Annotated in this window: 11 protein-coding genes; 6 read left to right on the forward strand and 5 right to left on the reverse strand. The window is 67.8% G+C overall.

The features are described 5' to 3' along the window. Positions 1-3: 3 nt before the first annotated feature. Genes OO71_RS44010 through OO71_RS44020 form a run of 3 tightly spaced genes read left to right on the forward strand, consistent with a single transcriptional unit; the run spans position 4 to position 3,127 of the window. The gene (locus OO71_RS44010; protein ID WP_033296059.1) at positions 4-1,230 is read left to right on the forward strand and encodes a cytochrome P450; all 1,227 of its coding nucleotides are present in this window, start codon (positions 4-6) and stop codon (positions 1,228-1,230) included. A gap of 36 nt (positions 1,231-1,266) precedes the next feature. Beyond that, complete coding sequence (locus OO71_RS44015; RefSeq protein WP_033296060.1) at positions 1,267-2,052, forward strand: transglutaminase-like domain-containing protein; 786 nt, start codon at positions 1,267-1,269, stop codon at positions 2,050-2,052. Positions 2,053-2,101: 49 nt separating this feature from the next. After that, the gene (locus OO71_RS44020) at positions 2,102-3,127 is read left to right on the forward strand and encodes a YhjD/YihY/BrkB family envelope integrity protein (RefSeq protein ID WP_033296073.1); all 1,026 of its coding nucleotides are present in this window, start codon (positions 2,102-2,104) and stop codon (positions 3,125-3,127) included. Here OO71_RS44020 and OO71_RS44025 read toward each other — a convergent pair whose 3' ends face one another. From OO71_RS44025 to OO71_RS44035, 3 genes are read right to left on the reverse strand one after another with little or no spacing between them, the layout of a single operon-like run. Further along, a complete protein-coding gene (locus OO71_RS44025) occupies positions 3,128-4,291 on the reverse strand; it encodes a thiolase domain-containing protein (protein ID WP_033296061.1) in 1,164 nt (387 codons plus the stop codon). After that, on the reverse strand, positions 4,288-5,340 hold the full coding sequence (locus tag OO71_RS44030; RefSeq protein WP_033296062.1) for a thiolase domain-containing protein: 1,053 nt from the start codon (positions 5,338-5,340) through the stop codon (positions 4,288-4,290). Before OO71_RS44030 ends, OO71_RS44025 begins: the two co-directional genes overlap by 4 nt. 6 nt (positions 5,341-5,346) lie before the next feature. Beyond that, positions 5,347-6,330 carry a Zn-ribbon domain-containing OB-fold protein gene (locus tag OO71_RS44035; RefSeq protein ID WP_033296063.1) on the reverse strand — a complete coding sequence of 328 codons (984 nt, stop codon included), beginning with the start codon at positions 6,328-6,330 and terminating at the stop codon, positions 5,347-5,349. 81 nt (positions 6,331-6,411) lie between these two features. On the opposite strand from OO71_RS44035, the gene OO71_RS44040 reads away from it, so the two are divergent. Next, positions 6,412-7,935, forward strand: a complete 1,524-nt coding sequence (locus tag OO71_RS44040) for an acyl-CoA synthetase (protein WP_033296064.1) — start codon at positions 6,412-6,414, stop codon at positions 7,933-7,935. Positions 7,936-8,050: 115 nt separating this feature from the next. On the opposite strand, the gene OO71_RS44045 is transcribed toward OO71_RS44040, so the two are convergent. After that, entirely contained in the window at positions 8,051-8,839 is a 789-nt protein-coding gene (locus OO71_RS44045; RefSeq protein ID WP_033296065.1) for a crotonase/enoyl-CoA hydratase family protein, read from the reverse strand. A gap of 59 nt (positions 8,840-8,898) precedes the next feature. Between OO71_RS44045 and OO71_RS44050 the strand changes: the two genes are divergently transcribed. After that, the gene (locus tag OO71_RS44050; RefSeq protein WP_211260838.1) at positions 8,899-10,494 is read left to right on the forward strand and encodes an acyl-CoA synthetase; all 1,596 of its coding nucleotides are present in this window, start codon (positions 8,899-8,901) and stop codon (positions 10,492-10,494) included. 8 nt (positions 10,495-10,502) lie between these two features. After that, positions 10,503-11,612, forward strand: a complete 1,110-nt coding sequence (locus OO71_RS44055) for an NAD(P)H-dependent flavin oxidoreductase (RefSeq protein WP_033296067.1) — start codon at positions 10,503-10,505, stop codon at positions 11,610-11,612. Between the two features lies 1 nt (position 11,613). Here the strand turns inward: OO71_RS44055 and OO71_RS44060 are convergent, their stop codons facing one another. Continuing rightward, positions 11,614-12,369: a S1 family peptidase gene (locus OO71_RS44060; RefSeq protein ID WP_051793156.1), complete on the reverse strand. Its 756-nt coding sequence runs from the start codon at positions 12,367-12,369 to the stop codon at positions 11,614-11,616. Between the last annotated feature and the right edge of the window lie 440 nt (positions 12,370-12,809).

Consider the following 12,809-nt stretch of genomic DNA (forward strand, 5'->3'; position numbering starts at 1 on the left):
GCCGTGGCCGCTCCGCTGTTGCCCGCCGGTTTCGACTTCACCGATCCGGACATCTACGCCTGCCGGCTGCCGCTGGAGGAGTTCGCCGAGCTTCGCCGCACGGCGCCGGTGTGGTGGAATCCGCAGCCGCACAACGCGGCCGGCTTCGGCGATGACGGGTACTGGGTCGTCACGCGGCACGCCGACGTCAAGGAGGTCTCGCGGGACAGCGACCTCTACTCGTCGTGGGAAAAGACCGCGATCATCCGGTTCGACGACCAGATGACGCCGGAAAGCCTCGACGCCAACCGGCTGGTCCTGCTCAACATGGACGCGCCGCAGCACACCAAGCTCCGCCGTATCGTCTCGAAAGGCTTCACCCCGCGTTCGATCGCGAAGCTGGAGGACACGCTGCGGGACCGTGCCGAGCGGATCGTCGCGGAGGCGAAGAAGAAGGGCTCCGGCGACTTCGTCACCGACGTCGCGTGCGAGCTTCCGCTGCAGGCGATCGCCGAGCTGATCGGCGTTCCGCAGGAGGACCGGCTGAAGATCTTCGACTGGTCCAACCAGATGATCGCCTACGACGACCCCGAATACGACATCGAGCCGCTCACCGCGTCGGCCGAAATCGTCGGCTATGCCTGGAACATGGCCGAGGAACGCCGTCGCTGCCCGATGGACGACATCGTCACCAAGCTCGTGCAGGCCGACGTCGACGGCGAGGCGCTCGGCTCCGACGAGTTCGGCTTCTTCGTGATCCTGCTGGCGGTCGCGGGCAACGAGACCACCCGCAACGCGATCACGCACGGCATGAAGGCGTTCCTCGACCACCCCGACCAGTGGGAGCTGTTCAAGGAGCAGCGCCCGAAGACCGCGCCGGACGAGATCGTCCGCTGGGCCACGCCGGTGGTCGCGTTTCAGCGCACCGCGACGCGCGACACCGAGCTCGGCGGCGCGCAGATCCGCAAGGGCGACCGCGTCGGGATGTTCTACAGCTCCGCCAACTTCGACCCCGACGTGTTCGACGAGCCCGGGCGCTTCGACATCATGCGCGAGGACAATCCGCACGTCGGCTTCGGCGGCACCGGTTCGCACTACTGCATCGGCGCGAACCTCGCCCGGCTCGAGATCGACCTGATCTTCAACGCGATCGCCGACGTGATGCCCGGGGTCACCGAGGCTGCTCCGCCCGAGCGGCTGCGGTCCAGCTGGCTCAACGGGATCAAGCATTACCAGGTCCGTTACGCCTGACCAGCGCGCCGCCCGGGCCGCAGGCATGATGGGCCGGTGCGAACGACAGTCGACGTGGAATTCGGCGTCCGGGTGACGAAACCCGGTCTTGCCGCGATCTCGGTTACCGCTGTGCGCGCGGACAGCGGTGAGCTCGAGGTGTCCGACGCCGGCGCTGCGCGCACCGCAGAGTTCGAGCACGGCACGCGCGCGGAGGTCTACGACTTCGCGGAGGGCGAACACCGCATCACCTATCACGGCGAACGCGTGCTGCACCGGGCCACGGCGGAACCCGTCACTCTCGCCGACGTCGCGCGGTACACGCGGCCCAGCCGATACTGTCCGTCGGACCGGATGGGCGGCCTGCTTCCCTCGGACCTCGACGGCCAGGCGAGCCCGCGCGTCAAAGTGCAGACAATCGTCGACCACGTCCACCGCAGCCTCGCGTACGTCGTCGGCTCCGGTGCGCCCACCCACGATGCGATCGACACGGTCCTCGCGGGCGAAGGCGTCTGTCGCGACTTCGCGCACGTGTGCATCGCGCTGTGCCGGATCGTCGACGTCCCAGCGCGCTACACGTCCGTGTACGCGCCCGGCCTGCAGCCGATGGACTTTCACGCGGTGTTCGAAGCAGGCATCGACGGCCGCTGGTACGTCTTCGACGCGACCCGTTTGGCCCCGCGCCAGACCATGCTGCGCATCGCGACCGGACGCGATGCCGCCGACACTCCGTTTCTCGCGACGCTGGGGTGCGAGCTCGACTTCCTCGGCGCGACAGTGTTCGCGACGACCGACGCGCCGCTGCCGCGTGACGACGGGCACGCACCGGTTGCGTTGGCCTGAAGGCGTGTCCCATGCGACAAGCGTGGGGTTCCCTGGGTAGACAGTGTTCGTGAAGCGTTCCCGCAAGACCCCCGGGCCGAGCCGATGGGCCCGCGCGCGTGCCCGGCACCGATGGCTCGACCACCTCGCCCGCGCCACCAACCGGTACTTCGACTACGGCGGCTACCACTACGTCGCGTCGATCTCGTACTTCAGCCTGCTGTCGCTGGTGCCGATCCTGATGGTGGCGTCGTCGGCGGCCGGGTTCGTGCTCGCGACGCAGCCGCACCTGCTCGACGCGCTGATGAACGCCATCTCCGGTTCGCTGCCCGGTTCGCTCGGCGGGCAGGTGTCGTCGCTGCTGACCGGGTTCGTGGAGCAGCGCACCGGCGTCGGCGTCGCCGGTCTGGTGGTGGGGCTGTACTCCGGCTGGAACTGGATGAACGCGTTGCGGGACGCGCTGACCGCGATGTACGGCCAGAACCGGTCCGACCAGCCGCTGCTGCGCACGATCTTCGTGGACGTGCTGGCGTTGCTCGGCCTGGCCGCGGCGCTGCTGGTGTCGTTCGCGATCACCGTGTCCGGCACCGCGGTCGGCCGGTCGCTGCTGAGGCTGGTCGGCGTCGAAGACACGAGCTGGGGGCATACCGTGCTGTCGGTCGGGTCGGTGCCGCTGGCGCTGCTCGCCGACTGGCTGGTGTTCCTGTGGGTGCTCACGCGGTTGCCGCGCGAACGCGTCGGCTGGCGGAGTGCGATGCGCGGTGCGGTGGCGGCGGCGCTGGGGTTCGAGCTGCTCAAGCAGGCGGGTGGGTTCTACCTGGGGTTGATCAGTGTGTCGCCGTCCGGGGTCGCATTCGGGTCGGTGATCGGTCTGCTGGTGTTCATTTCGCTGATCGCGCGCATGCTCGTGTACATCACGGCTTGGACGGCCACCGCTCGCGACGCGCCCCGAAAGCCCATTCAGCCACCCGCGGCGACCCAGCTCCGGCCGATTATCGTGCCGAAACAACACAGCGCGACGGCGGCCGTACTGGGTGCGGTATTCGGAGCGCTCGGAACGCTTTTCGCGCTGCAGGGAAGGCGACGGCGAAAATAGTCACGACGGCTTTTCGGCGCCCACTACCCACATGCTGAAGTACTGCGAACCGCCGCCATAAGCGTGGCCGAGTGCGACCCGGGCACCGTCCACTTGGTACGCCCCCGCGCGGCCCATTACCTGCTTTGCCGCTTCGGAAAACCGCAGCATTCCCGACGCGCCAATCGGATTGGACGACAGCACACCGCCGGACGCATTCACCGGAAGCCGTCCGCTCAATGCGGTATCCCCGGCTTCGGTGATCTTCCAGCCTTCCCCTTCGGGGGCGAATCCCAGATTTTCCAGCCACATCGGCTCGAACCACGAGAATGGTACGTAAATCTCCGCGACGTCCACTTCGGACAGCGGGTCGGTGATGCCCGCGTCCCGCCAGAGGGCAGCCGCCGCGTCCCGCCCGGCTTGGGGACTCACCTGGTCCCGGCCCGCGAACGTGGTGGGCTCGGTGCGCATTGCGGTGGCGTGGATCCAGGCTGCGCCGCCCGGTACCGCGTCCCCGGCGGCCTCGTCGCCGAGCACCATCGCGCAGGCGCCGTCGGATGACGGACACGTTTCGTCGTACCGGATCGGGTCCCACAGCATTTGCGACGCCTGAACTGATTCGACGGTGATGTCGGCCTGCTGCAAATGCGCGTACGGATTGAGCGCTCCATTACGGCGGTCCTTCGCTGCCACAATGGCTCCGATGTGTTCGGGCGCACCGGAACGGCGGATGTACGACCGCACGTGCGGCGCGAAATACCCACCAGCCCCGGCACCCACTGGCATTTGGAACGGCGGGAGAATCGACAGGCCCCACATCGCGTTCGATTCGGACTGTTTCTCGAACGCGACCGTCAAGATCCGCCGATGCACTCCGGACTGAATCAGCGACGTCGCAACAAGCGCGGTCGACCCGCCGACGGAACCCGCGGTATGCACGCGCAGTAGCGGTTTTCCATTGGCGCCCAATGCATCGGCCAGGAATAGTTCGGGCATCATGACGCCTTCGAACAAGTCCGGAGCTTTGCCGATCACGACGGCCTCGATGTCGTCCCAGCCGACCTGCGCGTCGGCCATTGCGCGGTCGATTGCCTCGCGGAGCAGACCCGGCATCGACACGTCGGTCCGCTTCGCGCGGTGGTGCGTCTGCCCGGTCCCGAGCACCGCGGCGAGCTGTTTCGTCATCGTGCCTCCAGCACGGCGAGGAGGTTCTGCTGCAGCGCCGGTCCGCTGGTCGCGTGGGCGAGCGTTTTTCGCGCTTCCCCGCGGTGGATCCGGGTTGCTGCCTCGCCGATTCTGGCCAGCCCGGCGGAAAACATCGGATTACCGGTCAGCGCGCCGCCCGAGGGATTGATCCGGACGCCGTTTTCGAAGCCGAGTTCGCGGCGGAGAATCAATTCCTGGTGCGTGAAGGGGGCGTGCAGTTCAGCCAGTTCGACGCCGTCGAGATCAAGTGGTTGCGCGGCTTTCGCGGTGGACGGCGACCGCGTGAGGTCGCGTGCGCCGAGGACGGGGGAGTCGACGCGGTGTTCCAGTCCGGTGATGATCGCCGGCCGGTCGACGAGGTCGCGCGCTCGTTCCGCCGAGGCCAGGACGATCACCGACGCACCATCCGTCACCGGGGCAATGTCATGTGCGCGAAGGGGGTCAGCGAGATACGGGGTGTCGAGGAGGTCGGCGGCATCGACCGTTCCGGACACCTGCGCGGCCGGATTGCCGACCGCGTCCGCGAGCGACCGTGCGGCGACTTCGGCAAGGTCCTTTTCGGACCACAGCCCGGCATCGAGACCAAGCCGGGCCTGGAGTCCGGCGATGGCGAGCGAGTCCGGCCACAATGGAGCGACGACGTACGGGTCGAGCTGCAAGGCGAGCACCCGGCGCAGCTGTCCGGCGCTGGCCTTGCCGAAGCCGTACACGAGGGCGGTGTCCACCTCGCCGGTGCGGATCTTCAGCCATGCCTCGTACAACGCCCACGCGGCATCCATTTCCACATGCGACTCGTTGATCGGCGGAAAGGCGCCGAGTGCGTCCACTGCGGCAATGAAGGAAAATGCTCGTCCGGCAAGGTAATCCGACGAACCGGAGCACCAGAATCCGATGTCCTGCTTGGACAGTCCGGTGGCAGCGAAAACCTCGGCGAGAATCGGCACGAGCATCTCGACCCCGTTGGTGGTACCCGCGGTCTCCCGGACGTTGGGCGCCTGCGCGAAACCGGCGACGGCGACTTCAGGCATGATTCCTCACAAGTGGTGCGCGAAGGTCTCGTACGCGGCATCCGGTTCACCGGTGGGTTCGAAATGGCTGATGTTTTCCAGCGACGTCCACCATTCCTCACGAGGTTTCCAGGCGGCGCGTACCCGCATGCCCATCCGCACTTCCTCGGCGGCGCAACCCAGCACGAGGTGCAGAAAGGCGATGTCGGCGCCGTCGAGCAGAATGTACGCGGCGACGTACGGTGGATTGATCCGCTGGCCGAGGAACGGGACGTTGACAATGCAGAAGGTGGTGACAATTCCAGTGTCCGGAAGTTCCACTTCGCCGGTGGTCGGAACTCCGTCCACCGGACAGGCGCCGCGCGGTGGAATGTAGACTTTACCGCAGGCTGGACAGCGTTGCCCGAGCATTTTCCCTTCAGCGAGACCGCGCAGATAACGGCTTTCCTCGGGTGATGCGGAATGCTGGTATTTCAGGTGTACCGGAGTGATGATCACGCTGACTGGGGCGCCGTCCTCGCGTTTCGCGACGGGCGGTGGCGCTTCGGTGGGCGTGGTATCCGGCGCTTCCGCGGGTAGGAAATACGCGATATCGCGAATGTGGCCTACCGTTTCTTCCGCCCACCGCACGCGGACCCGCTGTCCGATGTGGACATTGTCGGGTGAACCGGCATCGAGGGCATGCAGGAGACTGGTGTCCGCGCCGTCGAGTTTCACCAGCACCCAGGCGAACGGGCGTGACAACGGCTGGCCGTCGAGCGGTTTCGCGCACCACGACCACGAGACCACAACGCCTTCCGCCGCAATGGGGACGAACTCGGTGAGCGGTTCGGCGGTCACCGGATCGTATTCCGGCGGGGGTACGTGCACGCGCCCGTCGCTGCCTCGGACGCCCTCGATCCGGCGGTCGCGCAGCGCGTTCACGAACCGGCCGAGGACTGGGCCGGTCGAGCGGGTGTAGTCGAAGCCGACGTCGAGCGGCGCCGACAGCGGAGCATCCGAAACCGTCACGACCCCGAGTGAAACACGTTCTCGAATCCGTGGCAAGGAAGCTGTTGTGTAGATGTGGAACGCGTTCTAGATTTGGGAGTCATGGACCTGGGACTGTGGACCATCGCCGCGGACGAGCCTGCCCGGGTGGCGCTGGTGGATCCGGGAGGGCGGGAGATCGGATACGGCGAACTCGCGGCGAAGGCCAACCGGTACGCGCGGGGGCTGCGCGAGCTGGGCCTCGGCGTCGGCGATTCCGTGGTCCTGCTGCAGCCGAACGGCGACGACCTGGTCGCGGCGTATTTCGCGGCGATCCAGACCGGGCTGTACGTGGTGGTGGTCAACTGGCATCTCGTCGGCCCGGAGGTCGCGTACATCCTGGGCGACAGCGGGGCGAAGGCGTTCCTGGCGCACGAACGGTTCGCCGACGTCGCAGTCGCTGCTGCCGACAAGGCTGGGCTACCTGCGTCGGCGCGGTTCGCGGTGGGCGCCGTGCCGGGGTTCCGACCGATCGAGGAACTGGGCGTCGATGACAGCCGCCCGGACGACCGCACCGCCGGGTCGCCGATGCTCTACACGTCGGGCACCACGGGGCGGCCCAAGGGCGTCCGGCGTCCGCTGACCGGCGCCGATCCGGATCAAGTACCTGCCGCGTCGACCTGGTTCTTCGGCGTGTTCGGGCTGCGGCCGTTCGACGGTCACGTGCACCTCTGCGGGTCGCCGCTGTACCACACGGCGGTGCTGAACTTCGTGGCCATTTCGCTGCAGCTCGGGCACACCGCGGTACTGATGGACCACTGGGACGCCGAGGACATGCTCCGCCTGATCGAGCGGTATCGCGTGACGCACAGCCACATGGTGCCGACGCAGTTCCGCCGTTTGCTGGCACTTCCCGACGAAGTGAAGGCGAAATACGACCTCAGCTCACTGCGCGTGATGATCCACGGCGCGGCGCCGTGTCCGCTCGAGGTGAAGCGGCGGATGCTGGACTGGTGGGGTCCGGTGGTCACCGAGTACTACGCGGCGACCGAGGGCGGCGGCACGGTGATCGACGGCGCGGAATGGCTGCGCAAACCGGGTTCTGTCGGGCTGCCGTGGCCGGGTTCGACCATCCGCGTCCTCGACGACGCCGGGAACGAGCTGCCCGCCGGCGAGATCGGCACGGTGTACATGAAGATGGGCGACTCGAAGTTCGAGTACCACCGCGACCGGGCGAAGACGGAACAGGCGCGCATCGGCGACCTGTTCACCCTCGGCGACGTCGGCCACCTCGACGAGGACGGCTACCTGTTCCTGCACGACCGCAAGGCGGATCTGATCATTTCCGGCGGCGTGAACATCTACCCGGCCGAGATCGAGGGTGAGCTGGTGATGCACCCGAAGGTCGCGGACATCGCCGTGTTCGGCCTCCCGCACGAGGACTGGGGCGAGGAGATCAAGGCGGTGGTCCAGCCCGCGGACGGGGTGACGCCGTCGCCTGAGCTGACGACGGAACTCCTCGCCTACGCCGCGGCGCGCCTGGCTCGGTTCAAGCTGCCCCGCTCGATCGACTACCTGCCGGAACTGCCGCGCGATCCGAACGGGAAGCTGTACAAGCGCCGACTCCGGGAGCGTTATCTTTCGTGAGTGGCTGTCTGTGAAGGGAACCCTCACGGACTCTGATTCTGTGAAGGCCACCTTCACGGAGTCCGATTCCGTGAAGGTTCCCTTCACGGACTTGCGGCGGTGGGGTCAGCGGCGGTCAGCGGCCTTCGAAGTGCGGTTTGCGCTTTTCGGTGAAGGCTTTCGGACCTTCCTTGGCGTCGGCGGAGGTGAAGACCTCGATGCCGTACTTGGCGTCGAGCTTGAAGGCTTCCTCCTCGGGCAGGCCCTCGGTGTCGCGGATGGTTTTGAGGATCGCGCGTATCGCGACGGGGCCGTTGTCGTTGACCATCTCGGCGAGTTCGAGTGCGCGGGCCAGCGCTTGACCGTCCGGGACGACGTGGCCCACCAGGCCGAGGTCGCGCGCCTCCGATGCGGAGATGTGCCGGCCGGTGAGCAGGAGGTCGGCGGCGACGGTGTACGGGATCTGGCGGGGCAGCCGCACGGCCGAGCCACCCATCGGGAACAGGCCCCAGCGCGGTTCGGACACGCCGAACCGCGCGCTTTCCGCGGCGACCCGGATGTCCGTGGCTTGCAGAATTTCCGTCCCACCCGCGATGGCCGGGCCCTCGACCGCGGCGATCAGCGGTTTGGTGAGCCGGCGGCCCTTCAGCAGCCCCTCGATCCGGCTCGGGTCGAAGCTGCCGTCCGCGAACGACTTGCCGGGAGCGTTGCGGGACATGGACTTCAGGTCCGCACCCGCGCAGAACGCGCCGCCCGCTCCGGTGAGCACGCAGCTGCGCACGGAGTCGTCGGAATCCACGCGATCCCAGGCCTCGACCATGATCGCGAGCATCTCGCCGGTGAGCGCGTTGCGGGCTTCCGGCCGGTTCATCGTCACCACGAGGGTGTGGCCTTCGCGGGTCACGAGGGCGTGGGGTTGCGCCACGGGGCTCTCCTCTGCGCCGGGACATTGCCCAGAACGATAACATGTTCTACTTTGGGTGCGTGGCACTCAACATCGCGGATCTACTCGAGCACGCCGTCGACGCCGTGCCGGAGCGCGTCGCGGTCGTGTGCGGCGAGCGGCAGGTCACCTTCGCGCAGCTGGAGGAGCGCGCGAACCGGCTGGCCCACCATCTCGCCGCGCACGGCGTGGGACGCGGATCCCACATCGGTGTCTATTCCCGGAACTCCATCGAGGCGCTGGAAGCGATGTTCGCCGCGTACAAGCTGCGTGCCATCGCGGTGAACGTGAACTACCGCTACGTCCACAGCGAGCTCCGCTACCTCTTCACGAACGCCGACCTGGTGGCCGTGGTGCACGAGCGGGGCTACGCCGACCGGGTGGCCGCGGTGCTCCCGGAAACCCCGAAACTGAAACACGTTGTCGTCGTCGAGGACGGTTCGGACACCCCGTACGAGACGGGCGTGGAGTACGAATCGGCGCTGGCGGGCGAATCGCCGGAACGCGACTTCGGCGAGCGCAGCTCCGACGATCTGTACATCCTCTACACCGGCGGCACCACCGGCTACCCGAAGGGCGTGCTCTGGCGGCACGAGGACATCTGGCGCGCACTCGGCGGCGGGATCAACTTCGTGACCGGTGAGTACGTGCCGGACGAGTGGACGCTCGCCGAACAGGGCAAGTCCGGTGCGCTCGTCCGGTTGCCTGCCGCGCCGCTGATCCACGGCGCCGCGCAATGGGCGGCGTTCGGCGCGTTGTTCACCGGCAGCCCGGTGGTGTTCGTGCCGCAATTCGACGCCCACGACGTGTGGCGTGCGGTGCAGGAGCACAAGGTGCAGGTACTCACGATCGTCGGCGACGCGATGGCGCGCCCGCTCGTGGAGGCGTACCGGTCGGGTTCGTACGACGCGTCGTCGCTCGTGGCGATGTCGAGCCATGCGGCGTTGTTTTCGCAGTCGGTGAAGCAGGAAGTGCTGAATCTGCTGCCGAACGTGGTGATCACGGACGCGATCGGGTCGTCGGAGAGCGGCTTCACGGGGATCGGCATGGTGGGCAAGGATTCCGACCACAGCGCGGGCCCGCGGGTGAGCTTCGGCAAGGACGCAATCCTCCTCGACGACGACGGCCGCGTGGTCCCGCCGGAACCGGGCGCGGTCGGGCGGATCGGCCGCCGCGGGCACGTCCCGCTCGGCTATTACGGCGACCCGGACAAGAGCCGCGCAATTTTCACCGAGGTCGATGGCGTGCGGTACGTCGTGCCGGGCGACTACGCGCGCTACGAGGACGACGGCACGGTGACGTTGCTGGGCCGCGGATCGCAGTGCGTGAACACCGGCGGCGAGAAGGTGTACCCCGAGGAGGTGGAGGGTGCCCTCAAATCGCATCCGGACGTGTTCGACGCACTCGTGATCGGCATCCCCGACGATCGCCTCGGTCAGCGCGTCGCTGCCGTCGTACAGCCGCGTCCGGGCGTGACGCCGGACCTGGCCGCGCTGGAGGCGCACGTGCGCACCGAGGTCGCCGGGTACAAGGTGCCGCGCACGGTGTGGCTCGCCGACGAGATCGGCCGCTCCCCGAGCGGGAAGCCGGACTACCCGTGGGCCCAGCGGTACGCCGCCGGGCACGAACCCGCCTAGGAGTACGCATGCGCACGTCGCTGTGCGACCGGTTCGGCGTCGACGTGCCGATTTTCGGCTTCACCCCCTCGGAGCACGTGGCCGCCGCGATCAGCCGCGCGGGCGGCCTCGGCGTGCTGGGCTGCGTCCGCTTCAACGACCCCGCCGAACTCGACGCGGTGCTGTCCTGGATGGACGGCAACACCGGCGGCAAGCCGTACGGCGTCGACATCGTGATGCCCGCCAAGATCCCGTCCGAAGGAAGCCAGACCGACCTCACAAAGCTCATCCCGGACGGCCACCGTTCCTTTGTCGACAAAGTGCTCCGAGACCTCGGTGTCCCGCCGCTGCCCGATGACACCGACGAACGCGCCGGCGTGCTCGGCTGGCTGCACTCGGTCGCCCGGTCCCACGTGGACGTCGCCCTGAACCACCGGATCAGCCTCGTCGCCAACGCCCTCGGTTCCCCACCGGCGGACGTCATCGCCCGCGCCCACGACGCCGGCGTCCCGGTGGCGGCCTTGGCCGGCAAGGGCTCGCACGCGGTACGCCACGTCGACAACGGCGTCGACCTCGTCGTCGCCCAAGGCCACGAGGCAGGCGGCCACACCGGCGAGATCGCGACCATGGTGCTGGTCCCGGAAATCGTCGACGCCGTCGGCGACCGGGCCCCGGTGCTCGCCGCAGGCGGCATCGGCTCGGGCCGCCAGGTCGCCGCCGCACTGGCGCTGGGTGCGTCAGGCGCGTGGATGGGATCGTTCTGGCTCGCGACCGAGGAGTACCGGCAGACCATGCCCGGCTCCGCCGCGATGCAGGACGCCCTGGTGGCCGCGACCTCCGCGGACACTGTGCGTACCCGCATCTACACCGGCAAACCGGCCCGCCTGCTCAAGACCCGCTGGACCGAAGCCTGGTCGGCCCCCGGTGCCCCGGACCCGTTGCCTATGCCATTGCAGAACCTCCTCGTTTCTTATGCGCACAACCGCATCCACGCCGCCGCGGACCCGGCGGTGGTGTCGATGCCGGTCGGCCAGATCGTCGGCCGGATGGACCGGGTCCGCCCGGTGGCCGACGTAATGGCCGAGCTCGTGCGGGGTTTCGCCGACACGGTGTCCCGGCTGGACAAGATCCGCTCGTGACTCAGGTCGTCGTCATCCTCCCTGCTGCGGCGGCGATGTCCGACGCGAACGTGCTCACCTCGGTGTAGACACCCGGCGCGTGCGCGCGGGCGCAGCCGTCGCCCCAGCTGGTGATGCCTACCTGGAGCCATTGGCCTGCTTCGTCGCGGCGGAACATCGGGCCGCCGGAGTCGCCCTGGCAGGCGTCGACGCCACCGTCGTCGACGTTGCCCGCGCAGATTTCCGCTTCCGGGACAAGGCCGGTGTAGTCGCCGCCTTGGGACTGGCAGGTCGCATCACTGACGAACGGGACCTCTGCTTTCTGCAGATAGCGTTGTTGCGCACCGTCTTCCGCGGCTGCACCCCAACCGGCGATGGTGAACATGCCGGAGTTGCTCGCGGCTGTGGTGGCGATCGGCAGCGTCGGGATGTCGCTGACTGGGCTGGCGAGCTTGACGAGGGCCCAATCGCCGCCGGTGGTGTCGTAGGCGGGGGAGCGGTACACGTACGTCGACCGTACTTTCTTTGCGCTGGAACTTTGCAGATCGACGACGCCGAGGGTGGCGGTGATCGACGAATCTGCGCCGGTGCGGTCCACACAATGTGCGGCGGTGAGGACGATCTGCCGGGTGTACAGTGCGCCGCCGCAGCCCATCGAAAGTCTTGTCATCCATGGGAATTCGCCTTGGCTGGCCTGTGTTCCGCCGATGATCTGGGTGTTCTGCGTCGGCGGAGGTGGGGCTGCTACGGCAGGACTGGCGAACCCGAGGATGGTCATGACTGCTGCGGCGCCTGCGAGGGAGCGTGAGAGCAGGCTGAAGAATCTGTTGCTGAACAAGGGTTTTCCTTTCGGTGTCCACAATGGAGCGAGTGCTCCGGGGAGGGGAGGTTGCGTTCGGTGATGGGTTGACTACATCAGAGAACGGGGGTGGGGACAAGCGGCTTTCTTCGGATCTTTCGGGTTTTCACCGGATTGGGAGGGGTTTCGGGGTGGGGGACGGGGATTGGGCTGGGGATTGGGGGTGTGGAGGGTTGAGTTTGGGTGGTGTGAGGGGGACCCTCGTGCGGGGCGGTGCCGTGTGGCAGGACAGGTGGGGCAAGGGTGGTGAGGTGAGGTAGGGCAAGGCGGACGGGGGAGGCAGGTGAGGCGAGGGGAATCTGGGCAAGGTGGTGCGGGTGGGGTAAATGGGGCGGGGCAAAGAAGGTGAGGAAGGAAGG

It is taken from the genome of Amycolatopsis jejuensis, from assembly GCF_000717335.1.
GTDB lineage: Bacteria > Actinomycetota > Actinomycetes > Mycobacteriales > Pseudonocardiaceae > Amycolatopsis > Amycolatopsis jejuensis.